Here is a 26,724-nt window from a genome sequence, read left to right on the forward strand (position 1 = left end):
GCTTTTTTTGATTCTAATTCTCTATAAAAACCTCTGTCTTTAAAATCTTCTATCTTTTGGTTTATCCAATTTTATTTTACCCTTTATAAAGAGTAAGGCCATGACTGTATCTGACTCAGCAATACCGCCAGCCAGCACGATCAAAGCTTTTTTTCAAAAGTATTTTATCGATGCATTCACAGGTATGGCATTGGGACTATTTGTCACGTTGATTGCAGGTCTAATCATCTCGCAGATTGGTGGATGGTTAGGTTTGCCAGCATTGGTGACAGTTGGCAAGCTGGCCTCAGTGTTGATGGGCGCTGGCATTGGCGTCGGAGTTGCTTATTATCTAAAAGCGCCAACGCTAGTGATGCTTAGCTGCTTGGTAGCAGGTATGCTGGGTGCGCATTCTGAAGCATTAATGGCAGGGACGCTTTTTACCTCACAAGTCGGCGGCCCTGCGACATTTGTAGCGGTGCCGGGTAATCCTATAGGGGCGTATTTGACGTCGGTATTTGCCTATCGCGCTGGTACTTGGATCGCTGGCAAGACGAAGCTTGATATTTTATTGGTGCCGTTGCTGGTTTGCGCAGTGGCTTTATTGGTCTGCGCACTGCTCAATCCGCCCATCGTGGCAGGTGTTGCTGCTATTGGGCAAGGTATTCAGGCAGCCACTGAATTACAGCCATTACTAATGGGCATTGTCATTGCCGTTGTGGTTGGTATTTTATTAACACTGCCGACCTCAAGCGCCGCTATTTGTATTGCGATTGGACTTGGTGGTTTGGCGGGCGGTGCCGCAGTTGTTGGTTGTGCAGCACATATGATTGGCTTTGCGGTTGCCAGTTTTAAGGACAACGGTATTAGTGGCGTCGTCTCTCAAGGTCTTGGCACCAGCATGCTTCAAATCCCCAATGTATTTAGAAAACCTTTAATCCTGTTACCAGCGGTTATCGCCAGTGCGATTGTTGGGCCGATTGCCACCGTTGGTTTTGGCTTGGCCTGTACGGCGACAGGTGCTGGTATGGGTACGGCTGGCCTAGTTGGTGTGTTTGGTGTCATTGAAGCCTCACAAGGTATTATGAATACGACGCAGCTATGGGTTGCCATTGTCTTACTGATGTTTGTATTGCCTGCGATAATCGCAGGTTTGGTTGCTTATATCATGCGACGTGTGGGCTGGCTGGTTGATGGCGATATGAAACTGCCTTAATAGCTGTATGCTATGGTCACTCCCAAATAAAATGATGACAAACGTGGCAACGCGCTACTAAGATAAATGTTCCTTGTTGGCTGTGTCTGCGCGGATAAAGGCGACATAACAATTACCTTCGCAGCAAGATATGTATTTTATAGTGGCTTGGCTATATTTGGTCTGATTTGAATGGTCATTATCACTCACGTACTGAGTAAAAAACCCAGCTGTCTAGTTAGCTGGGTTTTTTGATTTTGAGTGCTTACGATAGAACGTCTTTACTTATGACGTAACATCCGTTTTATGATTGTGCTTAGACGTACGTCGCGGTTTTAGCTTTCGAGAAAATTTGGTGATGTCGTTTAGCACTTGACTATAATGTGACGGAAAGACCCGCTGAATCGCATCAACCATCTTGGCATCATTGCCAATCAAGCAGCGCTGCTGATTGGTCGCGGCAGCATGTAAAATAACCCAAGCCGCTTCGCTGGCATCGAATTTTAACAACTTGTTAAAACTCTTAATGGCTTTTTCACCCGTATGCATACCAACCGTACTAACGCTATCATTACCGCGCGCACTATTGGCAATATTGGTCTTAATACCGCCAGGATGCACGCAAGTTGCTGACACACCACAGTGTTGAATATTAAGCTCTTGACGCAGGCTTTCTGTAAAGCCGCGCACCGCAAATTTACTGGCATTGTAAGCAGAGTAAGAAGGCTGAGCGGTCAAACCAAATAAGCTTGAGATATTAATAACATGACCGTGTTCTTTAAACTGGCGGGGTTGATTGTCTTCATGATCACTCGTCACTTCGCTTTGCTTCACACTGTTTTTGATGAGTGGTAAAAATGCCTTGGTGCCATAAACCACGCCCCAAAAATTGATATCCATTACCCATTCAAGCTCCTCAATACTAGCGCCTTCTATCGTCGAGGAGAACGCCACGCCTGCATTATTAAAGATAAAGTGCACTTTGCCATGATTACTCATTACACTATCCGCCCATGCTTGCATGGCCTGATAGTCCGAGACATCAAGCACAGTCGTTGTGACGAGGATATCGTAAATGGCCAGCATATCTTTGGTTTGAGCCAGTTGCTCTGCGTTAATATCTGATAGCGCCACATGACAGCCCATTTTTGCTAGATGAAGCGCAAGCTCGCGCCCCATGCCAGAACCTGCACCAGTGATAGCAGCAACATGATTACGATAATAAGGCGTAGTATCATCGTTCTCATGGTTGGAGGGGAGAAAGAGTAGGTGTTGACGTAATGATGTTGCCAGAGTGGTTATATTATTCAGCATGATAAACAATCCTTTGTTTAATGAGCGATAAGTGAGCAATAGACCAGTAATAATATTAAAAGTTAGATAGGACTATTTAAATAGACTATATACCTTAGCATGATTTATGAGTATCACGGTTTACGTTTCATAGACGCGGCTGTCATTTAAGTTGCTTAATAAGTCACTGTTAAAACAGAGATAAAAAAAGCGTCTGAGCCACAGATGCCAGACGCTTTTTTGTATAAGCCAGTCGATGTTAAATAAGATCGATCCGTTACTAGTTACGTGCGATTGATCTAAATTTTCTTTGCTTGCTGCTAAACAAAGGGTACAAAAAATTCATCTCAATCGCACTGTGTCGGTAAACGACATTATGCAATCTTAGGAATTTTGCCTTCATTGATGACATCCGCATCAACCATAACGGTTTTGGCATCTTTCATCGATGGCAGCTCGTACATGGTTTCAAGTAGCGCGTTTTCTACGATAGAGCGCAAACCACGCGCACCTGTTTTACGCTCCATGGCTTTTTTGGCGATGGCATCAAGTGCTTCTTGTGTGAAAGTGATTTCAGCGCCTTCCATGTCGAACAAATATTTGTACTGTTTCACCAAAGCATTTTTTGGCTCAGTGAGAATTTGCACTAACGCTTCTTCATCAAGCTCTTGTAACGCAGCAAGCACAGGCAAACGACCAATCAATTCAGGAATGAGACCAAATTTGATCAAATCTTCTGGCTCAACTTGTTGCAACAAATCTGAGCTGCGACGGCTGTCATCTTTTGAGCTAACATCCGCGTTAAAGCCAATGCCGCCTTTTTCAGTACGCTGCTGAATCACTTTATCAAGACCAGCAAATGCACCACCAACGATGATAAGAATGTTGCTTGTATCAACTTGGATCAGCTCTTGCTGTGGATGCTTACGACCACCATGAGGTGGAATGGCAGCAACCGTGCCTTCGATTAACTTTAGCAAGGCTTGCTGTACGCCTTCGCCTGATACGTCGCGTGTGATAGAAGGGTTATCCCCTTTTTTACTGATTTTATCGATCTCATCAATATAGATGATGCCTTGCTCAGCCTTACTTACGTCATAATCAGATGCTTGCAATAGTTTTTGCACGATGTTTTCGACATCTTCACCGACATAGCCTGCTTCGGTTAAAGTCGTCGCGTCAGCCATAGCAAACGGTACATCAAGCAGGCGTGCTAGGGTTTGCGCCAGTAATGTCTTACCAGAACCTGTTGGGCCAATCAGCAATATGTTGCTTTTGGCAAGCTCTACCATAGCATCATCCGCACCAATTTTGGCTTTTTTGCTGTCACGGGCTAGTGTCTGGCTAACTTTTAGACGCTTATAATGGTTATAAACGGCAACAGATAACGCTTTTTTGGCAGCGTCTTGGCCAATGACATATTCATCAAGCTTGGCGCGCAGCTCTTTTGGCGTTGGTAGCTTTTTATTGACCCAAGAGGTATCAATCTCGCTATCGTCGTCATTGTCTTCGGCACTGTCTGCGATTAGATCGGTACATAGCTCAATACATTCATTACAAATATTGGCATCGTCAGCAGCAATCAGCTGCTGTACATCGCTTTTGGCTTTGCCGCAAAACGAACAATGCGGGGTAGTATCTTCTGCCATAAAAGGCGCTCCTAAAATTTAACGCTTATAAGTATTCTAATGATTCACACGAATGCCAGCGCTTATACGCTGAGGCATTCGATGATTAACAAGGTTTTATCTCAATATTATAAAGAGTCAGGGCGACGCTCTAATACTTCATCAACCAAACCGTATTCTTTGGCTTCTTGCGCATCTAACCAAAAATCACGCTCGACGTCTTTTTCGATTTTCTCTACTGGCTGGCCCGTACGCTCGGCCAAGATTTGGTTTAAGCGAGCACGAGTTTTTAGAATTTCACGCGCATTAATCTCGATATCGGTCGCCTGACCTTGTGCGCCGCCTGAAGGCTGGTGAATCATCACACGCGCATTGGCAAGTGAATAACGTTTGCCTTTTTGACCCGCTGCCAATAAGAATGAACCCATGCTATAAGCACCGCCCATACAGATGGTAGATACTTCAGGCTTGATGAAGTTCATGGTATCAAAAATCGCCAAACCTGCACTGACTGAACCACCTGGTGAATTGATATATAAATGGATATCTTTATCAGGGTTTTCTGCTTCTAAGAATAACAACTGGGCGACGATTAGATTGGCCATGTGGTCTTCAACTTGACCGGTCAAAAAGATCACACGCTCACGCAATAGGCGTGAAAAGATATCAAACGAGCGTTCACCGCGTGATGATTGCTCAACAACCATAGGGACTAATGCAGCTTGCGTATTTTGCACCTCATTGTGCGCACTCATCAGCATATCAAAATGTGGGTTGGCAGTAATGCGATCATAATCTGTCATAAAAATGTCCTGTTTATACGTACATAAGATAAGGGTAAAAAATGAACGACTAAGCTTTTATCGGTGTTTATCATTATAAGTATTGCCGCTGAGGGATAACACTCACTAGATACAGTGGTACGCTCTACATGCCGTTCAAAATAATTGCACTAATGGTAACTTTTTTATTGAAGCAATGGTAATTTTTTCATGTGCAAAATGTTTTTCTATCAATAATAGGAGTGACTTCCTATTAATAAGGCGTCTGTCTACGTTTATCAAGGGGATTGCCTATAAACTGTTTATAAAAAAGATATATAAGCCCCAATAAAAATGCCCTAACAAGTTTGTTAGGGCATTTTATTAGAGCATGTTTCGATAACACTTAGCACTGAATGCCAGTAACTAGCAAATTGCTAAGTAATATCCTACTAAATTACATGCCTTGCTGCTGTTGTTGTTGAGCCGCTAGCAAGTCTTGATAGCTAACTTCTTTGTCAGTTACTTTACCTTGGCTGATCAAATAATCTACCACTTGGTCTTCTAATACCACAGACTCAATGTTCGCGCGCTGCTGCTTGTCATTGGTGTAGTACTCGATGACTTCTGCTGGATCTTCGTAGTTTTCAGCGGCTTCTTTGATGAAGGTTTCAACACGCTCTTGATCTACTTCTAGACCTTTGGTGTCGATAACACGGGCAACGATGATGCCAAGACGGGCAGCACGTAGCGCTTGCTCTTCAAATAGCTCATTTGGCAGCATGTCTTTGTCGAAGCTATCAGCGTTAGCGCCGAATTGCTGAGAGAAACGTTGCATCATCATGTTGCGTTGACGCTCGATTTCTTGCTCTAGCATGGCGTTTGGTACGTCAAACTCGTTCTTTTCTAGTAGCGCATCAAAAGTCGCTTGTTTTACTTGGCTACGCGCAGCGTTTTTGATTTCGCGTTCCATGTTTTTGCGTACGTCTTCTTTTAATTTCTCAACGCCGCCCTCAGTCACACCGAATAGCTCTAGGAACGCATCATCGATTTCAGGTAGCTTAGATTTTTCAACCAATTTCACATTGATTTTGAACTGAGCTTCTTTACCCGCTAGGTTCTCAGCTTGGTAATCTTCTGGGAAAGTTACGTCGATGACTTTTTCTTCGCCAGCTTTCATGCCTTTGATGCCAGCTTCAAAACCTGGGATCATCTGGTTGCTACCGATAACCAATTTGAAGTCTTCAGCTGAGCCGCCTTCAAATTTTTCGCCATCGATTGAGCCTTCAAAATCAAAAGTGACTTGGTTGTCTTTAGCAGCCATGCCTTTTTTCTCAACGAACTCTTCACGTTGCTTTTGTAGGTTTTCGATCATGGTGTCAACGTCTTCCTCACTCACTTGTGCAGTGTGACGCTCAACTTCGATTTCATCAATACCTTGTACATCTACTTCTGGGAAGATTTCAACAGTGGCTTGATAGACCAAGAAATCGTCTTCAAGTTTTACGTCGTCGATGTTAGGCATGCCAACCGCGCGGATGTCTTCAGATTTGATCGCTTCAAATACAGTATCGCGGATTACATCGTTGATCACTTCTTGTTGAATGCCAGCACCGTACTGAGAGCGGATGTGTGACATAGGGACGTTGCCTTTACGGAAACCGTCGATTTTGGCAGTTTTCGCAACTTGGCGAATACGGCCTTCAACTTTGTTTTGAATCTTTTCGACAGGTACTTTAACCGTTAGCTGAGTCTCTTTATTAGATAGCTTGTTGGTTGTGACTTGTAAATCTGTAGCCATGTTCATTACACCTTTAGGATTAAATAGTACGTTTGATTTAATAGTACTTGGAGTTAAATGGTAATAGACAACCGCGCCTCAAAATATGAGCGTGTACGACGGCTTGCCGTTGGAATAAATAGGGGCTAATGATAGCGCGCACGCTCATTATCTGTGCCAGAAGCAATCACTACTGGTACTAATGATTGAGAATGTCGAGGCTATAGACGCTATCAAATATCAATCATAAACCGTTAATAAGCCGCATAATAACGTTTTTTGGTGAATTATACAGCCAAATTAGGGCTTTCAACAAAATTTTAAAAGTAGAACAGTATAATCTATCTGCTTATTAAAGTAAAAATTATCTGTTTGCTATGGTCAGTGCAACATGAAAACGATATAGGTATTTTGAGTTCGACTGGTAAGTATTTCTCTTGCTTGCTGTTCGTATAGCGTGACAGAGGCTACAGAAAATGCTGACCAGTCAATCTATATTGGCGCTAGACAGATTTTATTACTTATGTAGAAATCTATAACGACAGCTGGGCCAGCAATTGCTGAATTGCTTGACCGCGATGACTGATGCGGTTTTTATCCGCAGGGCTTAGGCTTGCTGCTGTCGCTTGTCGCTCTGGCAACCAAAACAAGGGATCATAACCGAAACCACCATCCCCATACGGCGCTTCTAAGATTTCACCCTGCCACAAGCCTTGAGCGATAATTGGCAGCGAATCATCCGCGTGGCGCACCATGGCTAGAACGCAAACGAATATACCTTGAATAGGCTGCTCACCGCGCATCGCCTGCAAATCAGTGACAAGCTTGGCGTTGTTTTTATCATCATTGCCGTGTTCGCCTGCATAGCGTGCAGAGTAAATACCAGGCGCGTTGCCCAGTACGGGAACACACAAACCAGAGTCATCGGCAATCGCAGGTAGACCGCTGATACGGCTGGCATGACGTGCTTTGATAATGGCGTTTTCTACAAAGCTTAAACCATCTTCGACGGCGTCTTCGATACCCAGCTCACCTTGCGGTACAATCGTTACATTCAGATTTGCTTCAGCAAACAACCTTTGAAACTCAGCCAGTTTACCTTTATTATTACTGGCGAGTACCCATTGGTTATCGGGTGCTGATTGGGTAGAGAAAGTTTTAGAGAGTATCGGGGTGTCAATGGTACTCATGGTATCATTCCGTCATGTGGATAAGGATGGTTTTCTGTGCGCTTGTAAGCATGGTCTATAACATTTGGTAACTGATACTCTCGGTCACGTTTGCTATACTAGCCCGCAAGCTACAGTGAATTATATCTTATGGCTTATGAATATTAAGTTAACAAACATATATAAAGCCAGCCACTTGGCGTTGGGGCAAAAGCAATAGCCCAATCAGTTTTGGCTCCATCATAATACGTGATACTGTGTTAAGCAATAACGTGTATTAAGCGATAAAATTTAATTCAAACAATAAACTCAGCCACTTTAGACCGCTATTTTGTGAAGTAAGAACAGTGTAGAATTTAGCTTTTATAAAGTAACGGTCAAAAACAGCAAGGATAAAATAACTATGTCAAATATTACTTTACCAGATCTACCATATGCAAAAGACGCACTAGAGCCACATATCAGTGCAGAGACACTAGAATACCATCATGACAAACATCATGCTGCTTATGTTAACAAGCTAAATGAGCTATTACCAGGTTCTGGTTTAGAAGACAAAACATTGCCAGAAATCATCGAAGCAACTGCTAAAGATGAGAGCAAGCAAGGTATGTTCAATCAAGCAGCCCAAGTATGGAACCACACGTTCTATTGGAACTGCATGACGCCAACCAACGGCGGAGGTGAACCTACTGGCGATCTAAAAGGCAAAATCGAAGAAGATTTCGGTAGCTATGACAAGTTCCGTGAAGAGTTCAAAAACGCAGCATTGACTCAATTTGGTTCAGGGTGGGCATGGCTAGTCGCTGACAAAGTCGGTGGCAAATTGTCAATCGCCAAAACAGCAAACGCTGATACCCCACTTGCACATAATCAAGTAGCCGTATTGACTTGTGATGTATGGGAACATGCGTACTATGTTGATTACCGTAACCGTCGTCCTGACTATGTTGACACGTTCCTAGACAAGCTTGTGAACTGGGACTACGCAAACGCGAAATATAAAGGTCAAGACGCTGGCGTTGAAGAGTAATCTTTAACCAAGCATTTGATACAAAAAAGGACACTGAGAGGTGTCCTTTTTTTGGTTTGGAGTTTGATCATAAAAACCAATGAGACATTAAATATATCGAAATAAGATAGCTGTGCTTGGTACCAAAACTGCCGACTTTAATAAAGCATGACCCAGACAAATAATGAGATGACAATAATGACAACCATACACACACCGCGGCTCATTTTACGAGACTTTGCAGCACATGACGCTGCTGACTTATTGGCATATCTGTCCAACCCTATACCCAGCTGTTTTATAGGCGATAAAATCACCTCGATTGATGAAGCACTGACAAAAATTGCCAAAAGACAAAAAGACGGTGATTATATTGCCGTATGTCTCAAAGACTCTGATAAGCTGATTGGTGAGATTTTCTTCATCAAAGAAGAGCCTGATACCTACTCTGTAGGCTGGAATTTTAATGAGCAATTTCACGGCAAAGGATACGCCAGCGAAAGTGCGCGTGCGTTTATTGATTTTTTATTTACCGAACAGGACGCCAGACGCATTTATGCGTATGTCGAGGTTGACAATACCGCCTCACAAAAGCTGTGCGAGCGTTTGGGCTTTCGTCAAGAAGGGCATTTTGTAGAGTTTATCTCGTTTATCAAAAATGCAGACGGCACGCCAAAGTACGAAGATACGTTGCAATATGCCATTTTAAAAAAGGAGTGGATAGCGAATAACGATGCTGCCAGCTAACCTTTATCAATAAAAACGGTATTGATAGCGCTATAATACAGGCGACACGAACCTAAAATGCAGACAGGAGGATAGGGTGAATAAAGCGCGCATTGCAGTACTGGCCACATTGACACTCTCGGTGCTGAACCTGTGCTTTATGATACTCAGCGTATTGACTAAGATGCGAGTATTTCCCGATTATCCACCAATGGTCATCACGTTATTTACGGTGTTTTTGATCACTCTTGTGGTGCTCAGCATCTGGCAACTGTTTGCGGGGCTAGACAGTCAGGTGATGAGTGGCAAGATACTGCAACTACTCGCGGTAGAATATTTTGTGGTATATGTGACGGACATTGCTAATATCTTCCCGCGCTCGGTCGCGCCAATGGGGCAGACACTGTTTATTATGGAGATGCTTGGCGCTGGGCTGGCGGTATTGCTATTTATCAGTGCAAGCGGGTATATCAAGTCTATGCCCACAAAGAACTCTATGTAAGCAGTGATGCAGTGATTGCGGCGACAAGGTGATGGCGTGCTGTTGATTTAGCTCCTGACTATTTAGGTAAGTTACTAGACAATCTTGTGAATTGGGACTAGGCAAACGCAAAATATAAAAGTCAAGATGCTGGTGTTGACGTGTAATTTTTGGCTAAGCATTTGATTGATGAAAAAGGACGCCGCGAGGTGTCTTTTTTTTGGCTTATGAATAGCTGAGTCACCAGTACTCAGCACCGTAAATCTTATTATCTTCTAGTGAGTCCATTGAGTTATCGGTTATGTCACTGGCTTTTTTTATCAATGTTTCAATTAATTTTTGTTCTTTAGATTTTAAATGATACTTAGTGATAAGGGTTTCATAGTGGGCAGGATAATGTAATGTTGCTGAATAATGCACATACCATCTATTTTTTATACATGAAAGTATGAGCTCTAAATGACTCTCACATTCTATTCCACTTAAATACAAATAGTCGCCGAGATTATACTTTTGAAGATCGTCAGCGTCCTGCCATTGAATCCTTGAAGAACCATTACCTTGACCAACCGTAGATAAAGGCGATATTTTAGTTTCAGGAATTTCAGAGAAGTAATTGATTAGTCTTGTATATCTTTCGATTTGAAAGTCAAAAAAATACTCGCGTTTTTCATAATTTGAGACGGTATTAGATAAAATACCTTCTAATACGTAGGATTTGAGAATTTCAGATGGTCGTTTGTCCCACCACCCATTAAGCTCTGAGTGAGGCGGTGACCATAATATGTATGCTTTTCCTTCCTCTGCATATTCTTCATTCTCATCAAGTTTTATATGGTATGTTTTACCTGCTTTTGGTAGTAAGCTTTCTAGCTCTATCACATCCTCCCAACTTTCATCCCAACACAATTTTGACCATTGCATCGTTTGTAACAGCTGAATAGATTTTTCGTGCTCATTTTCTGGTTCTTTACGAGACCGAAAAAAATCAAATAAGTTCGCTAAGTTTATCGACATTACAACACCTCAAACCCAAACTTACCCAACGCTTCTCTAAGCATCGCGATATTATAATACGCATGCGCGTTGACCGTGTTTTGAAAGAAAATATAAAGCGTATCAAAGTGCTGGCGCTGATTGGCAATCGCTTGCGCCCAGTCCTGCATTTCTGCCTCGCTATAGCGATAATCATGACGGTCACTTGCGCTCATCGCATCCCACCAGTTCAGATTGTTGCCATGCATACGTAGATAACCTGTACGCTCAGTGAATATGAGTCGTGATGGTGGCAAGCCATTCACTTTGGGGTAATCGACGCTGCACCAAATCAACCCTTGCTCGCGAAAACTATCGACCACTTGCGGCGTGTGCCAGCCGTTGTGGCGAAACTCAACGGCGAGCGGATAGTCTCTAAACCAGCTGACAAGATTGGCGAGATACAGACGATGCTCGCGAGTACGATCAAAGCCATGCGGGAACTGGAGTAATAATGGCGCTAAAGCATTCGCTTCAATAAGCGGGGTGAGCGCCGTTAGAAAGGCCTCGGCATGCTCGCTTGTGCCTTTACGTGCATGAGTAAAGTCTTGATGGAGTTTTACGGCGAATTTTAGCTGACTGTCAGTTTGCACATAGGCTTTATCAACCATACCCGCAAAGGCTTTTTGCCCGATGGGTGCGTAGAATGTGCTATTAATCTCGACGGCGCCGTATTGTTTGGCGTACTCGCGCAAAAAGTCCGTTTTTTTGGTGCCAGTGGGATACAGCGTACCGAGCAAATCGGTATCGCTATAGCCACCAGTGCCGAGATAGATACGCGGGGTAGGGTTACTGTCCATGTTGACCACTCATTATTTTTTTATGATTTACTTTTTTATGATTCAGTTTTGGCTATTTTTTACGTGCCCATAGCCAGTCTATCAACGCCAGTAGCGCATCATTGTCTTTATTGATGCTGTAATCATCACGGCTTACCTCATCACTATTTGGCTCACGACTGCCTAGCTCACGAATAATCGCGGTGCGTCCGTCATCAAACAGTGATTGTGCATAGGTTTTGGCATTCTCCACACCCATCAATTTTACATAGGTGGATTTGTCCAGCTTTTCATCGCTACCAGCAGGTTTGCCAAGCGTGTCGGTGCTGGTGGTCACATCCAAGATATCATCTTGGACCTGGAAGGCAAGACCAATGTGCTGAGCGCAATCCTGCAATGCCATGCGTTGTAAAGCGGTCGCGCCAGCACAGATACCGCCCATTAGCATGGCCGCTTCAATCAAGGCACCGGTTTTATCGCGGTGAATGGATTCTAACTCACTTTGCGAGACGTCATCTTTTGCTTCAGCATTGAGATCCAGCATTTGACCAGATACCATGCGCCGCGCCCGCGGTGCAAATACCGCGAGCAGCTGGCTTGCGATATCAGAATCAAAATGCGCAAAGGTCGGCATCTCTGCGGTCAATACCTCAAAGGCCAGCGTCTGTAGCACATCCCCTGCCAATAGGGCAGTCGCTTCATCAAAGGCGATATGGCAGGTTGGCTGTCCACGGCGTAGCTCATCATCGTCCATACAAGGCAAATCATCATGCACCAGTGAGTAGGTATGCAGTAGCTCCACTGCTAGGGCAGCACGGCGACACATATCATAATCTGAGTCGTTCTCTAACAATGATGCCAAATCATCGCTTTGCATGTCATTGGTTATATTGGTAGGGGTAGAGTCAACAAGACCTGATGCATCATCGGATTTTAAACTTGCTTCAGCATTGTCCGCATTACCACTTATATTGTTATTGTCAGTGACGCTCGCAAACACACTTGCGACCAATAGGGGACGTACCGTTTTGCCTTGACCGGTCATCACATAACGACAGGCGTCCATCAGCGGACTTGGGAGCTTGGCATACGTAAATAAAACTTCAATGTCTTGCGCCAATTGTGCGCGTACTGCGCGATGGAACTGCTCGGTATTTTTAAAAGACGGAACGCTTGCTGGCATTAAGCTTAGTATAGAAGAAACAGTCATAACCCAACCATTTATCAGAGAAGAATAAAAATACCCTTAGTGTAGCATGATAGGCGATATTCCTTGTATGGCACGTAGACGCGCTGAATTATTTTTTGCCATTCAACAGCAAAAGGAAAGAAGATAATCCCATAAGTTCCCGTTACGTATTGGTGATTTAACTTAGTGGTTGAATGTGCTTTGATAATGGAGGAAGCTAAGAGGTTGATAATGATAGTTTATGCACTTTGATAAGTTCATTTGTATGATGTTAACAGGCACTTAAAGGACGCCGGACACGAGGTAAAGGGCTGTTATCAATTTAAGAGTGACTTGTGAGTATGGTATTAGCTTGTGACAGTCAGGGGCATAATCCCCTACACTAATTGGCGTGAAAGTCATCGTCAGACCGACAACTGTAGTACTTAAAGCAGCTGTACTGAAAGCAAGAGTATATAAATGAAGCGCCGTATGATGTTGTGCAACACACTTAAAATAAGTACAGAGCAGTAAAGACAAAAACACGCGCGCTGGATAATAAAGATATTTTGCCTGATTGACTTGCCAGCTGACTAATACAATAAATGGTTTGTCTTCATAACGATTTGTTGTCATAAAAGGGCAGGCTGATGGTGCATTACCCATTTTTCTAACAATAACGAGTTATGTGATTTGTGCCAAAACGTCGCTTTTAAGACGAAAGGTTTGTCGCATGGCTTTTGAGAGCTAGTTTTTATTACATCGTTTTTATTAAATAGCCTTTATGAATAACAAGGAGTTCCAAATGGTATACCAAGGAAATCGCATCACGGTGACAATGCTAGAGGATGGCATCGCCAACATGCACTACAACGCCGAAAACGAGAGCGTGAATAAGTTTGATGCCGAAACCAACAAGCAGTTTGGCGAAGCCGTTAGCGCGTTAGAAAAAGCTGATGACGTAAAAGGTCTTATCGTCACTTCAGGCAAAGGCGTATTTATCGCTGGTGCTGACATCACAGAATTTGTGGCTTCTTTCAAAAAATCAGAAAGCGAGATCAAAGATTGGGTCGTTCATGTTAATGACGCTTTCAATCGTTTTGAAGATTTGCCATTCCCAAAAGTGGCTGCCATCAATGGCGCGGCAATGGGTGGCGGTTGTGAGATGACCTTGGTGTGTGAATACCGCGTCATGAGTGACAAAGCAATCATTGGTCTACCAGAGACTCAACTGGGTATCTTCCCAGGGTTTGGTGGTACGGTTCGTAGTACCCGTATCATTGGTATCGACAATGCGCTTGAGCTGATCGCCACTGGCACACCAAAAAAACCGCTTGATGCGCTAAAGCTCGGCTTGGTTGATGCAACCGTACCAGCTGACGACTTGCAAGATGCCGCCATTGATTTGGTCAAAAAATGTATCTCGGGCGAGCTTGATTGGCAAGCCAAGCGTGAAGAAAAACTGGTACCAGTGAAGCTAAATCAGCTTGAGCAAGCCATGGCGTTCAACAGTGCCAAAGGCATGATCTTTGCCAAAGCCAATCCTAAGCAGTACCCAGCACCAGCCCTCGCTATCGAAGCCATCGAAAAACATGTCAATCTACCGCGTGACAAAGCAATTGAAGTTGAAGCTGCTGGCTTTGCTAAAGCGGCTAAAACCCCACAAGCAGAAAGCTTGGTTGGTCTGTTCTTAAACGATCAATTGGTTAAAAAGCTGGCCAAACAACACAGCAAGCAGGCGCATGACATCAACGAAGCTGCTGTACTAGGCGCTGGCATCATGGGCGGTGGTATCGCGTATCAGGCAGCCAGCAAAGGCTTGCCAATCATTATGAAAGATATCAAGTCTGAGCAATTAGATCTTGGTATGGGCGAAGCCAGCAAATTGCTTGGCAAGATGGTTGAGCGCGGCAAGATGACCCCAGCGAAAATGGGCGAAACCTTAAGCCGTATTCGTCCGACTCTAAACTATGGTGATTTTAGCGAAACAGATATCGTGATCGAAGCCGTGGTAGAAAATCCAAACGTGAAGCGTAGTGTCTTAAAAGAAGTAGAAGGCTTGGTAAAAGACGATTGTATCCTAGCATCAAACACCTCAACCATTTCTATCACTTATTTGGCCGAAGCACTTGCGCGTCCAGAAAACTTCGTCGGTATGCATTTCTTTAACCCAGTACACCGTATGCCACTCGTCGAAGTGATTCGCGGTGAAAAATCCTCTGAAGAAGCCATCGCGACCACTGTTGCGCTCGCTTCAAAAATGGGTAAAGTCCCTGTTGTGGTCAATGACTGCCCAGGTTTCTTGGTAAACCGTGTGTTGTTCCCATATTTTGGCGCGTTTGATTTATTGCTTAAGCAAGGTGCTGACTTTGCTCATGTCGATAAAGTTATGGAAAAATTCGGCTGGCCGATGGGTCCTGCTTACTTGATCGACGTCGTCGGTTTGGACACAGGTGTCCATGGTGCCGAAGTGATGGCAGAAGGTTTCCCTGATCGCATGAAGCCCGACTACAAAGGCGCAATTCAGCATCTATACGAAAACAAGCGCTTGGGTCAGAAAAACGGCGTTGGTTTTTATAAATACGAAACAGATAGCCGCGGTAAGCCAAAAAAAGTGGCTGATGACGCGACTTATGAGTTGCTACAAGCGACGAGTGACAGTGACAAGCAAACCTTTGATGATCAAGCCATCATCGATCGCACCATGCTGGCTTTCTGTAATGAAACCGTTCGCTGCTTAGAAGACAATATCGTGAGCACGCCTGCCGAGGCCGACATGGCCATGATCATGGGCGTCGGTTTCCCGCCATTCCGTGGTGGCCCTTGCCGTTATATCGACCAGATGGGTCTAGATAACTACTTGGCACTGTGTGAAAAATACGCGCACCTTGGCAAAGCTTATGAAGCCCCGCAAAAGATTCGCGATATGGCAGCCGCAGGCGAGACCTTTTACGCCACCGCGTAATAGGCAGTCATTACTAGGATGAAGTGCAGTACGTTTGCCTTTGAGCAAAACAGCCATTGATAGAACCCTATTTTTCAATCGCAAACGTACAGTTATAGTCAGTTCCATTGAATGTTAATACCAGTGCATCAAACGCAGAAGTACCTATCGTACTTTGGGTAAGATTGGCAAGGTAAAAGCGTCAAAGTGAACGGATGACACTGACAATAAAAATTGAAAAGGAAGATAGTATGACAACTTTAAGTCCAAAAGATGTGGTCATCGTAGATGGCGTACGCTCAGCGATGGGCAAATCTAAAAACGGTATGTTCCGCCATGTTCGCGCGGATAGCATGTCTGCTGAATTGGTACGTGCCTTGGTTGAGCGTAACGATTTTGACCCACGTGATGTCGAAGATATCATCTGGGGCTGTGTGAACCAAACGCTAGAGCAAGGCCTAAACATCGGTCGTAACATTGGCCTATTGGCGGGTATTCCAAAAACGGCAGGCGGCCAGACCGTCAATCGTCTATGCGGCTCATCAATGCAGGCGCTACACACGGCCGCTGCCCAAATCATGACCAACCAAGGCGAGATTTTCATCATTGGTGGCGTTGAGCACATGGGCCACGTTGGCATGATGCATGGCGTGGATCTTAATCCTGAAGCCTCAAAGCACTATGCAAAAGCCTCGAACATGATGGGCTTGACCGCTGAGATGCTGGGTCGCATGAATGGCATTACGCGCGAAGAGCAAGACGCCTTTGGTCTTGAGTCACATCGCCGTGCGTGGGCTGCGACTTCTGGAGGTCGTTTTGACAATGAAATCATCGGTATCGAAGGTCATGATGCGGCGGGTCGCTTGCAGCTATGTACCGTTGATGAAGTGATTCGTCCAGATGCGACGATGGAGCAAATGCAAAAACTACGTCCAGCCTTCGATCCAAAAGGTGGTACGGTGACGGCAGCGACGTCATCTGCCTTATCAGATGGTGCCGCAGCAATGCTGGTCATGAGCGCCCAAAAAGCCAAAGACTTGGGTCTAAAGCCACGCGCTCGTATTCGTAGTATGGCTGTTGCTGGTTGTGACGCCGCTATCATGGGTTATGGTCCTGTACCAGCTACCAACAAAGCCCTCAAACGTGCCGGCATGAGCATCGATGACATGCAAACCATCGAGTTAAACGAAGCATTTGCAGCGCAAGGTTTATCAGTTCTAAAAGCACTGAACCTAACGGACAAACAAGACATCGTCAATATCAACGGCGGCGCGATTGCCTTGGGTCACCCACTTGGCTGTTCAGGCGCTCGTATCACAGTGACACTACTCAATGCGATGGAGCAGTCAGATACTGAAATTGGTCTGGCAACGATGTGTATCGGTCTTGGTCAAGGTATCGCGACCGTGATTGAGCGCGTTTAAACACTCGAATCGGTAGTCGATTTGTAATATTTAACCATTGTAAATATTTAGATAATAGCCTCTAGTCTTCATGACTGGAGGTTTTTTTTATTAGAATTTAGACAGTTAAGTCAGTTATAGGTAGCAATAAGAGCTACTCGTAAATAACAGAGCAAAATTATGTCCATTGACGCACTTGCTAAACTGTGACTAAATAAGCATTAGTGGAGTCATTACGCTATTGGTACTCACACAATAGTTTTTAATGATAAACGTCAGTTGTACAAGGAGTGTGCTATGTCTACCATGATTACCGATCGTACTTATCGAATTGCTCGTGAAAATACCCAAGCAATGGTCATTGATGTCCAAGAGCGCTTAACGCCGCACATTTATGACCATGAAAACATATTAAAAAAGACAGTCACACTGATAAAGGGTCTACAAGCGCTGAACGTGCCTATTATGCTCAATGAGCAGTACAAAAAGGGTCTAGGCGATACGTTGCCCGAGATCAAGGAAGCACTAGAAGGTAATAATACAAAAAGTTTTGAAAAGGTCACATTTAGTGCCTGTGATAATGATGAAGCATGGCATCATCTGGCCCAGCAGAATCGCAGTGTCGTTATTTTATTCGGTGTAGAAGTACACGTTTGTGTCATGCAGACGGCGCTTGATTTACTTGATAACGGCATGCAACCTGTCATTATTGGCGATGCCGTTGGCTCGCGCTACCCTTATGATAAAAAGCAAGCGATTCGTCGTATTCGCCGTGCAGGTGGTGTTATCAGTACGGTTGAGTCTATTTTGTTTGAGCTGTGCCGCAGTAGCCAAGATCCTGCCTTTAAAACCATCAGCAATTTGATTAAATAGTTGATGCAACAAAGGGCTGTAGTAAGCGGCTGCTACCATTTTATTTAACCATCGTAAAAACAGCGCTTGATCAGACAGGCGCTGTTTTTTATCTAATCAGAGAGAAGTATGTCTTTAAGTATGCCTAGACCACTGACCAGCCAAATGCTTGTAGCAAGTATCGATGTCAATGATGTCACCCATTTTTTGTTGGAGTTGGATGCGCTCAAACGTGTCAATCGCCGCAGCTATGTGACCCATACCACACGCCGAGAAAACTCTGCCGAACACTCTTGGCACTTGGCAATGGCTTGCTGGTCAATTGCTGAATTGTTTGAGCTCGACGTCAATCATGAGAAACTACTAAAGATGGCGTTGGTGCATGATTTGGGCGAGATTGATGCAGGAGATACCTTTTTATTTGCCAGCAGTCGTAACGCCGCCCACATCGAAGAGCGTGCTGGTATCGCTCGATTGCAAGCAGAACGCGGCAATGGGATTGCCAATCTCGCTTAGATTTGGGAAGAACAAGAGACAGGTAGCAGCAAAGAGACCCAGCTGCTCAGAGTCGTTGATCGTTTGTTACCGTTTTTACTTAATCTAAATACCGAGGGAAAAACGTGGATTGAATCTGACGTCACGCGTTCGCAAGTGGCAGCAGCATTGGCATTTATTGAGCACAGCTTCCCTGTGATTCATGATTGGCTCACAGAAAATATCGAGTATGCAACGCATCAAGGGTGGCTGATTGACTCATAAATAACACCCATTATCCTCTTCATATTATTCAACTTACCTATAATTTACCCTTGCTAACATATTGATCATTAGCGTCACAAAAGAGAAGTCAATAAATGAGTCTATCTGTAACTTATAGAAAACTATGCAAATCACTTGTCCTTGTAAGCATGCTGAGCCTTGCGCATATGGCGCAAGCTGCGACGCCTATTAGTGATGGCGATAAATTGGCCTACGATGCCAAAAAACAAATTGGCGTGACCACAAGCTATGATCCTGCTTATCGTAAGTTGGATTTTCCGCGAGGTGACGTACCCATAGAAACAGGAGTCTGCACCGATGTCATCATTCGCGCGTATCGTTTGCAAAATATCGATCTTCAACAGCTGGTCAACCATGATATGAAGTCCAACTGGTCAGCTTATCCAAAAAGATGGGGACTTAAATCGACCGACAAAAATATCGACCATCGCCGTGTACCCAATCTTGAAGTGTTTTTTGAGAGACAGGGACAAACGTTATCGATTACTGACAAAGACAGTTTTCAAGCAGGCGATATAGTGACGTGGCGGTTGCCGAAGGACAGTTTACCTCATATCGGTATCGTCTCCGACAAAAAGGCCGCTGATGGTACGCCATTGATTATTCATAATATCGGACGTGGTACTCAAGAAGAAAATATTTTGTACTCGTACCCAATTCTCAAGCATTTCCGCTACTAACTGTCATTGATATATACCAGTTATAAGTAAAAAGCCCAATGAAACGTCGTTATTGACGCCTCACTGGGCTTTTATTTTTTATTATGACAGAGATAAATTACGAATTGGTGACACCCAATAACTGTCCCATTTTTACAAAACTATCGGCTTGCATGGTGCTTTCCCAGTCAGCGTTTGCTGCTTTTGGTAGTATGACAATCGCCGTCGACCCTAGGTAAAAACGCCCAAGCTCATCGCCTTTTTCGAAGCGCATGTCATGATTGGCCTCTTGTACATCATCAGTACGGGCAATTTTGCCAGTCGCTACGGTTTCGATACCAGCGACAATCATAGCGCCTACCATCACCACTGCCGCTTTGCCGTACTGAGTATCAAACATGCAAACCAAACGCTCATTTCGCGCAAACAAGTCAGGGACATTGGCCGCAGTGGTATTGTTCACCGAAAATAAGGTACCGGGCACGTAGCGAGTTTTGGTCAATGTACCAGCAAATGGCATATGAACACGGTGATAGTTGCTGGGCGCTAAATACACAGTGGCAAAACTACCATCAGCAAAATAACGACCATCTTCACTATCAGCAAGCAGTTGCCCAACGTCATAATGACGACCTTTTGCTTGCAGCATTTTATGGTCATTAATCTGTCCTAACTGCGAGATAACTCCATCAGCGGGACTTACAATACCGTTAGCTGTGGTGTCGATAGGACGAGCGTCTTCCTTTAGCTCACGCGTAAAAAAATCATTGAAGCTTTCATAGGCATTGAGGCTTTGGCGCTCATACTCATCTAAGCTGACATTATATGCTTTTGCAAAGCTACGAATAAAAGTGCGTTTGACATAAGGATGGCGACTGGCGGCCAAACGTCCAGCAACTTTACTTAGCTTCTGTTGTGGGACAAGCTGTTGTAAGGTGGTGAATAAATTCATAATAGGGCTACCAAAATAAAGTGTGGTGTAATAAATAATAGGCAAGTAAATAGCCATATTTTATCATGGACAGCGTATGATTGTATGGCCATAATCTGTAAGGAGTTAGGGAGTGAAAGCACTTATACAGCGAGTACGCAGCGCGAGTGTCGTGGTTGAGGGGTCTAATATCGGTGCCATTGAGCATGGACTATTGGCTTATATTGGTTTAGGACACGATGATAACCTACAAACCGCGCAGCGCATGATTGATAAAATCCTGACGTATCGTATTTTTGAGAATAACGACGATCCTGCCAAGGTCGGTAAACTGGACAAAAATGTCCAGCAAGTGAATGGCGGATTGTTATTGGTATCGCAGTTTACCTTAATGGCCACAACCGACAAAGGTCGCAGGCCTGATTTTGGTGGGACGATGGCACCTGAGGCAGCACAAGTGCTGTTTGCTCAGTTGATTGAGTATGCAAAGAGTCAGCATCCTATCATTGCTACTGGGCAGTTTGGTGCTAACATGCAAGTTGAGAGCATCAATGATGGCCCATTAAACTTCATATTAGAAGTCCGGTAGTTTATGTCATACTGAATAATAACTGTCATCAAGCTGTCACAATTAATCCGTTTAATAGATAAAAGCTGGCGAATATGTATCGCCTTTTACGTGCTAAACTTTGTACTTAACACTGAGAGTGCTGTATGTATAACGAGCAAATTTTGATTGTTGAAGATGAACCTGCGATTCGTGAAATGGTGGTCATGACGCTAGAGATGGCTGGGTTTGATAGTCTACAAGCCGCCGATGTGTCAGAAGCGCATCAACAAGTCGTGGATCATAGACCAGCGCTGATTCTACTAGACTGGATGTTGCCAGGCGATAAGAGTGGCGTGGATTTTTGCCGTATGTTAAAAAACGACGATCTGCTCTCTGAAATACCCGTCATTATGCTGACGGCAAAGAGCGAAGAAGACAGCAAAGTTCATGGTCTGGATGCAGGTGCTGACGATTATATGACCAAGCCTTTTTCGACGCGCGAACTTATCTCTAGAATCAAGGCGGTGCTGCGGCGTAGTAATGCGCTCAGCAGTGATAAATCTATCGAAGTCGGCAAGCTCAGTTTGGATCCAAGAAGTCAACGTGTGACAGTAGCGGGTAAAGTGGTTGAATTGGGCCCTACTGAATATCGGTTATTGGCATTTTTTATGAGTCATCCAGAGCGTGCTTATACGCGCACACAGCTACTAGATCAAGTATGGGGCGGCAACGTCTATATCGAGGACAGAACCATCGATGTCCATATTAAACGTCTGCGTACCATATTAAGACCTTACGGCTGTGATACGTTGATACAGACCGTTCGCGGTACAGGCTATCGATTTTCTAATATCATGGCGCCGATATAGCTTAGCCTAATTAGAAGTCTCATGGCAGTCGCAACCTAAGATGACACAGCAAAAAAGTAGTAGGGATGATGAATGAGCACAATAATGACAAAAAATAATCAACAGAGTCCATCAGAATCAGTTTCTCACCAACACGCCTCGGATCAATTGACAAAAATCAGAAGCGCCTTACTGGCTTTACGAGATGCTGTGATTTTGCTCAACCAAGATGACAATGTGGAGTGGTGGAATCAGTCGGCACAAGATTTATTGTCACTACAAGTAGGCGATGCAGGCAAAAGTATTTTTGATTTCATTCGAGTACCTGAGTTTCGTCAGTACTATCAAGCGACCACTACGGCTCTCAGTGAGGGTGTACACATAGAATCTTGGCAAGATCCTAAACGCTACCTGAAATGTGAACTCACGCCTTTTGGTGACCAAAAATTACTGATTATCTATGATGTGACACGCTTGCAGCATTTAGAAGAGATGCGTCGTGACTTTGTGGCAAATGTCTCGCACGAATTACGTACTCCACTAACTGTAATGATGGGCTATTTAGAGAATTTCTCAGATCAGCCAGACATGCCGCCGCATTGGCGACGCGGGTTTGAGCTTATGAGTCAGCAAACGGCGCGTATGAATAGAATTGTGAATGATCTATTGTTGTTGTCTCGAATTGAAATCGAAGAAACTCACGAGCTCAACTATATTGATATGACCAAACTACTGACCCATGTGTATGACGATGCGCAAGCATACAACCAAGCATACGGGCATATCATCCATTTGCAGATAGACACTTATGATGGGCTATATGGTTCTGAGATGTACCTAAACAGTGCCTTATCTAACCTTGTGATAAATGCCATTAAGTACACACCCAAGGGTGGTAATATAACCATTAGCTGGACAAAAACCTCAGAAGGCTGCCGATTTGCCGTGGAAGACAATGGTATTGGTATTGCAGCAGAGCACATCGCACGTCTAACGGAGCGCTTTTATCGCATCGACAAAGGGCGTAGCCGCGCCACCGGTGGTACAGGGTTGGGTCTCGCTATTGTAAAACACGTTTTGTATCAACACGAAGCCAGTTTGCAAATTGAATCCGTAGAAGGGGTGGGGTCGACATTTAGTGTGGTTTTCCCAGCAGCTTATGTCCGAACGGCTTCTACAGGCTGATGCTATCTATACTATCTGTTACTACCAATAATGTTTGTAGGAACGAACGCTACAGGCATCACTCTTTTTGCATGAGTGGATAGGGATTCACAGCACTACCATTAATATAAATTCCATAATGAAGGTGAGGTGGGGTGCCTTTGGCATTACCGCTATCACCAACATAACCGATGATATCTCCAGCATTTACCCAGTCATTGGGAGAGATATCGGCATAGTCTTCTAAATGCGCGTAGTAATGTCCTGCACCGCCTGGTCCGACGACGACAACGACGCGACCGCCCAAATTATTATTCCCCACTTTGCTAACAATCCCTTGCGTTGTTGATTGTATTGGCGTGCCCCTCGGAGCAAAGATATCAATCCCTTCATGTGTGCGACCTTGACTGCGAGCCGCGCCCCATGTATCAGCCAATCCTTGCTCTGGTAGCGGGTTGGGTAAACTGTTTGCAGCAGGAGGGTCTTGTTGCAAAAGGCTTAATTGCTGCCATTTTTCCATCACAAAAGATTGAGTTTGTTGGCTGATGGTTGGCAATAATCGATCGAATACAAATAATAGTGCCAACAGTACAACTGCTTTAATCAACACGCTGAGCACACGGCTTATCAATGTCGGGCGGGGTGGCTTGCTGTTGTCTGTCGGTTGCATCAATACCTCTTATCTTTCTTATATAGTGTTTATACTAGTATAGGGGGCTTATCGATTTACGTATGTATCGCATTGTTATATCAGTGTTTTAACCCCATAACGGATTGGTGGGTCTCAAAACATGATGATTAAATAAAGTTGTTAAGCATAGTCGTTAAATACAAGCGTTAAGTACAAGGGCAATTATTTAAGGGTCATACTTTATGACAGAGGTTTTCAACATCGCGAACACAGCACTGGTGATCGATACTGAAACCGATCAAGGGCGTGATCCAAGACCAATCCAAGTTGCAACCATCAATGTAATGACTGGTTTTGAGTGGATGAAGTACTTTAATAGCGGTCGCACTATATCGCCTATCGTCATCAAGGTACACGGCATTACCGATGAGGATGTTGCAGGGCTTGAGCGCTTTGATTTGGCTGAGTTTGAATTGCCAGAGTATCTGATTGGTCATAACGTGCGCTTTGATTGGCGAGTGATCGGTAGTCCTTCTGCCAAGCTGATTTGTACAATTAGATTGGCACGCGTGGCTTTTCCAGAATGGCGTGCTTATGGGCAATCTAAATGTATTGAGCAACTACTCGGTAAAGAAGAGGCAAGCCGTATGACGATTGCCGCTCACGACGCGCTCGGTGATGCTCGTATGTGTTATCTGCTGTATCAAGCGTGCTGTGAGCGCTTAGAGATTGCACCGACAGATTTTGCCGCTGCTCATGCGATAGCTAACAAAGCCAATCCCGTCAGTAAAATGCCCTTTGGTAAACATAAAGGCACGCCAATTAAAGACGTACCTATTAGCTATGTAAAATGGATGCTCGGTAATATTCATAATATGCAGCCGTCGCTGTATTCTGCGTTGACCAAACGGGTTATGGCAGAAGAAGCAAAGGATAAATAGACGATTCAAAAAGTCATTGTCTGATAGTTGGCGCCTTGTCGTTCAACCAATCCACTGCCATTTGCCATAACTCGGGTGCTTTGGCATAAGTTTTACTACTGAAGTAACGCATGTGCCCGATGCTATCGATACCAAAATCTTTGGGGTCTAAAAAGCGTTTTTCGACAGGCATTGCCGTAAACACTCGTGTCATGTCATCTATGTTCTTACTATTGGCGATGTCGTCATCGCTAAAGCCAAGCCACAATGCTGGCATGTCAAGCTCATCATAAAAATGCGTGTGTATGCTGTTGCCAAACGCTGTCTTGATATATCCTGCACCATTGCACCATTCACGCCATTGTCTCGCCACGCCGCGCGGTAACGGCTCACCCATACCGATTTTGTCCGAAGGCGTGTAGCCCAATGTCAGATTGGTCATTGGAATAAAGGCATCCATAAAGCCCATCGCTTTGAGCTTGTAAGGCATGGCCATGTTTTTGATACGACCTGAGGAGCAGGCCACGTTAAAGACGGACGTGATACCTTTATGGTTGGGCATCAAGCCAATCAATTGACCACCTGCGCTATGACCAACCAAATGATAAGTCGCCTCAGCAAACTCATCTTGCAACGCATCGAGTACGGCCGGCATGTCATGACGACCCCAGCTAATGAGTGAGGCGTCACATTTTGCCAAATCTATCGATAGTGACTCACCAATCCCCTCATTGTCAAAGGTCAATACGCCAAAGCCATGACTTGCTAAATACGTCGCAAAATTGTGATAAAACTGCCGCTTGATACCAGTTGCAGGGCCGATCATAACGGCTCTTTTTACCTCTGCATTAGGACGATATACTGTCGCTGCTAATGGCTGATTGCGCTCAGTCATGATAGTTAAAGCATAGGTGTCGATATCAGGATTCGTATTGAGAGCGCCATCGTTGATATGATTTTTTTGCTCGCTAGAAGATGTTGTGTGCTGGCTGTCCATGCTGTACCTCAATGGTTTGTATCGTTTTTGGGTATAAAGTAGGTGTGTTTATCAGAAATAATGTATTAACAGTTAATGTTAAGATGTCATAATTATGTCAGGATAAATCGTTGATACCATGTGATCATATTGCTTATGTTAAGATAAATGCTGGTCAGCGAAGCAATCAAATATGACTTCCAAGTTCTATAGGGTTTGTCTTTAAAAATAATCCATAAAACTTTAAATGAACACTTATTTTAGACAATAAAAATATGCTTATGCTCTAATAAATACGTAATAATAAGCACACGCACTCAATAAAAGACAATCGAGATAAACACTAAGGAAGCGGTATGCAAATGAACATTAACAATGATACTTACGAAGTAATCACGAGCCAAGACATTCATAATATTGAGCAAGCGGTGGATAAATCGGCATTGTCCATGCCATTGGTAGCGGTCTATTGTGGGTCACGTTTGGGTAATAGCGAAGTCTATGAGCAGGCCGCACGCGAGCTTGGTTTGGCTTTGGCAGAAAATGGCTTAGGTTTGGTTTATGGCGGCGCTAGCATCGGGCTGATGGGTGCCGTCGCGGATGAAGTTATCCAAAACGGTGCACAAGCGGTTGGGGTCATTCCAACGTTTATGCTCAAGCACGAAATCGCACACGAACAGCTGACCCGTCTGCATTTGACGGATACCATGCACACCCGTAAGACCGTCATGGCAGAGTACGCCGATGCTTTTATTACGTTGCCAGGTGGACTTGGTACGCTAGAAGAGATTATGGAGATTGCCACATGGCGTCAGTTGTACCAACACGAAAAGCCAATGATTATCCTAAATATCAACGGCTTCTATGATCGTATGATTGAGCATTTAAAACATACCACAGAGCAAGGCTTTATGAAGCAAGAAGATCTTGACCGTTTGGTGGTTTGTAACACTATTGGTGACGCGATTGATTTACTCAAAACAGTTGTAAAGATACATGACGAAGTGGATACAGAAAAAATGGCAGGTAGCGAAAGCTGATATTTTTTTAACCAATGCCA

The 26,724-nt window shown here is 44.2% G+C and carries 24 protein-coding genes and 1 pseudogene; 14 read left to right on the forward strand and 11 right to left on the reverse strand.

The genetic code is table 11. The features are described 5' to 3' along the window. The first annotated feature begins 100 nt into the window (after positions 1–100). The gene (locus FW759_RS13290; protein WP_443531128.1) at positions 101–1,195 is read left to right on the forward strand and encodes a PTS transporter subunit IIC; all 1,095 of its coding nucleotides are present in this window, start codon (positions 101–103) and stop codon (positions 1,193–1,195) included. A 264-nt stretch (positions 1,196–1,459) separates the two neighbouring features. On the opposite strand, the gene FW759_RS13295 is transcribed toward FW759_RS13290, so the two are convergent. The 5 genes from FW759_RS13295 to rdgB form a co-directional block, all read right to left on the reverse strand. Continuing rightward, positions 1,460–2,488 carry an SDR family NAD(P)-dependent oxidoreductase gene (locus tag FW759_RS13295; RefSeq protein ID WP_443531127.1) on the reverse strand — a complete coding sequence of 343 codons (1,029 nt, stop codon included), beginning with the start codon at positions 2,486–2,488 and terminating at the stop codon, positions 1,460–1,462. A gap of 353 nt (positions 2,489–2,841) precedes the next feature. After that, positions 2,842–4,116, reverse strand: a complete 1,275-nt coding sequence (clpX, locus tag FW759_RS13300; protein ID WP_443531125.1) for an ATP-dependent protease ATP-binding subunit ClpX — start codon at positions 4,114–4,116, stop codon at positions 2,842–2,844. 107 nt (positions 4,117–4,223) lie between these two features. Next, positions 4,224–4,898 (reverse strand): ATP-dependent Clp endopeptidase proteolytic subunit ClpP, encoded by a 675-nt coding sequence (clpP, locus tag FW759_RS13305; protein WP_062845552.1) that lies wholly within the window; start codon positions 4,896–4,898, stop codon positions 4,224–4,226. A gap of 415 nt (positions 4,899–5,313) precedes the next feature. Further along, positions 5,314–6,657 carry a trigger factor gene (tig, locus tag FW759_RS13310; protein ID WP_062845551.1) on the reverse strand — a complete coding sequence of 448 codons (1,344 nt, stop codon included), beginning with the start codon at positions 6,655–6,657 and terminating at the stop codon, positions 5,314–5,316. Positions 6,658–7,169: 512 nt separating this feature from the next. Further along, positions 7,170–7,826, reverse strand: coding sequence for an RdgB/HAM1 family non-canonical purine NTP pyrophosphatase (rdgB, locus tag FW759_RS13315; RefSeq protein ID WP_443531124.1), 657 nt, complete (start codon positions 7,824–7,826; stop codon positions 7,170–7,172). Between the two features lie 382 nt (positions 7,827–8,208). Between rdgB and FW759_RS13320 the strand changes: the two genes are divergently transcribed. From FW759_RS13320 to FW759_RS13330, 3 genes are all read left to right on the forward strand, one after another. Further along, entirely contained in the window at positions 8,209–8,838 is a 630-nt protein-coding gene (locus FW759_RS13320; protein ID WP_062845550.1) for a superoxide dismutase, read from the forward strand. Between the two features lie 177 nt (positions 8,839–9,015). Further along, positions 9,016–9,564: a GNAT family N-acetyltransferase gene (locus FW759_RS13325; RefSeq protein ID WP_095569716.1), complete on the forward strand. Its 549-nt coding sequence runs from the start codon at positions 9,016–9,018 to the stop codon at positions 9,562–9,564. A 76-nt stretch (positions 9,565–9,640) separates the two neighbouring features. Then, on the forward strand, positions 9,641–10,045 hold the full coding sequence (locus FW759_RS13330) for a hypothetical protein (protein ID WP_443531123.1): 405 nt from the start codon (positions 9,641–9,643) through the stop codon (positions 10,043–10,045). A gap of 219 nt (positions 10,046–10,264) precedes the next feature. Here the strand turns inward: FW759_RS13330 and FW759_RS13335 are convergent, their stop codons facing one another. From FW759_RS13335 to FW759_RS13345, 3 genes are read right to left on the reverse strand one after another with little or no spacing between them, the layout of a single operon-like run. Then, on the reverse strand, positions 10,265–11,041 hold the full coding sequence (locus FW759_RS13335; RefSeq protein WP_443531122.1) for a hypothetical protein: 777 nt from the start codon (positions 11,039–11,041) through the stop codon (positions 10,265–10,267). After that, positions 11,041–11,859 (reverse strand): DUF72 domain-containing protein, encoded by an 819-nt coding sequence (locus FW759_RS13340; RefSeq protein ID WP_443531121.1) that lies wholly within the window; start codon positions 11,857–11,859, stop codon positions 11,041–11,043. Before FW759_RS13340 ends, FW759_RS13335 begins: the two co-directional genes overlap by 1 nt. Before the next feature lie 52 nt (positions 11,860–11,911). Further along, a complete protein-coding gene (locus FW759_RS13345) occupies positions 11,912–13,048 on the reverse strand; it encodes a polyprenyl synthetase family protein (protein ID WP_446443230.1) in 1,137 nt (378 codons plus the stop codon). A gap of 763 nt (positions 13,049–13,811) precedes the next feature. On the opposite strand from FW759_RS13345, the gene fadB reads away from it, so the two are divergent. From fadB to FW759_RS13370, 5 genes and pseudogenes are all read left to right on the forward strand, one after another. Then, on the forward strand, positions 13,812–15,971 hold the full coding sequence (gene fadB / locus FW759_RS13350) for a fatty acid oxidation complex subunit alpha FadB (RefSeq protein ID WP_062845544.1): 2,160 nt from the start codon (positions 13,812–13,814) through the stop codon (positions 15,969–15,971). Positions 15,972–16,201: 230 nt separating this feature from the next. Next, the gene (fadA, locus tag FW759_RS13355; protein ID WP_446443231.1) at positions 16,202–17,374 is read left to right on the forward strand and encodes an acetyl-CoA C-acyltransferase FadA; all 1,173 of its coding nucleotides are present in this window, start codon (positions 16,202–16,204) and stop codon (positions 17,372–17,374) included. Positions 17,375–17,650: 276 nt separating this feature from the next. Continuing rightward, positions 17,651–18,226, forward strand: coding sequence for an isochorismatase family protein (locus tag FW759_RS13360; protein ID WP_062845542.1), 576 nt, complete (start codon positions 17,651–17,653; stop codon positions 18,224–18,226). Between the two features lie 144 nt (positions 18,227–18,370). Beyond that, positions 18,371–18,964, forward strand: a pseudogene (locus tag FW759_RS13365) (HD domain-containing protein). A 149-nt stretch (positions 18,965–19,113) separates the two neighbouring features. Continuing rightward, complete coding sequence (locus FW759_RS13370; protein ID WP_062845540.1) at positions 19,114–19,665, forward strand: DUF1287 domain-containing protein; 552 nt, start codon at positions 19,114–19,116, stop codon at positions 19,663–19,665. A 97-nt stretch (positions 19,666–19,762) separates the two neighbouring features. Here FW759_RS13370 and asd read toward each other — a convergent pair whose 3' ends face one another. Beyond that, positions 19,763–20,596: an archaetidylserine decarboxylase gene (asd, locus tag FW759_RS13375; protein ID WP_446443232.1), complete on the reverse strand. Its 834-nt coding sequence runs from the start codon at positions 20,594–20,596 to the stop codon at positions 19,763–19,765. Between the two features lie 112 nt (positions 20,597–20,708). On the opposite strand from asd, the gene dtd reads away from it, so the two are divergent. The 3 genes from dtd to phoR all read left to right on the forward strand — a co-directional run bounded on the left by dtd (position 20,709) and on the right by phoR (position 23,158). Further along, positions 20,709–21,164, forward strand: coding sequence for a D-aminoacyl-tRNA deacylase (gene dtd / locus FW759_RS13380; protein ID WP_446443233.1), 456 nt, complete (start codon positions 20,709–20,711; stop codon positions 21,162–21,164). Positions 21,165–21,289: 125 nt separating this feature from the next. After that, complete coding sequence (phoB, locus tag FW759_RS13385) at positions 21,290–21,994, forward strand: phosphate regulon transcriptional regulator PhoB (protein ID WP_095569724.1); 705 nt, start codon at positions 21,290–21,292, stop codon at positions 21,992–21,994. An 84-nt stretch (positions 21,995–22,078) separates the two neighbouring features. Continuing rightward, positions 22,079–23,158 carry a phosphate regulon sensor histidine kinase PhoR gene (gene phoR, locus FW759_RS13390; RefSeq protein WP_257011725.1) on the forward strand — a complete coding sequence of 360 codons (1,080 nt, stop codon included), beginning with the start codon at positions 22,079–22,081 and terminating at the stop codon, positions 23,156–23,158. A gap of 58 nt (positions 23,159–23,216) precedes the next feature. Here the strand turns inward: phoR and FW759_RS13395 are convergent, their stop codons facing one another. After that, a complete protein-coding gene (locus FW759_RS13395) occupies positions 23,217–23,807 on the reverse strand; it encodes a M23 family metallopeptidase (protein WP_446443234.1) in 591 nt (196 codons plus the stop codon). 203 nt (positions 23,808–24,010) lie between these two features. On the opposite strand from FW759_RS13395, the gene FW759_RS13400 reads away from it, so the two are divergent. Then, positions 24,011–24,709, forward strand: a complete 699-nt coding sequence (locus FW759_RS13400; RefSeq protein ID WP_446443235.1) for a putative quorum-sensing-regulated virulence factor — start codon at positions 24,011–24,013, stop codon at positions 24,707–24,709. 13 nt (positions 24,710–24,722) lie between these two features. Here FW759_RS13400 and FW759_RS13405 read toward each other — a convergent pair whose 3' ends face one another. Then, complete coding sequence (locus tag FW759_RS13405; RefSeq protein WP_446443236.1) at positions 24,723–25,685, reverse strand: alpha/beta hydrolase family protein; 963 nt, start codon at positions 25,683–25,685, stop codon at positions 24,723–24,725. A 335-nt stretch (positions 25,686–26,020) separates the two neighbouring features. Here FW759_RS13405 and FW759_RS13410 point away from each other — a divergent pair, with 335 nt between their 5' ends. Beyond that, positions 26,021–26,704, forward strand: coding sequence for an LOG family protein (locus tag FW759_RS13410; protein ID WP_062845534.1), 684 nt, complete (start codon positions 26,021–26,023; stop codon positions 26,702–26,704). The last annotated feature ends 20 nt before the right edge of the window (positions 26,705–26,724 follow it).

It is taken from the genome of Psychrobacter sp. 1176_08 (assembly GCF_052850615.1).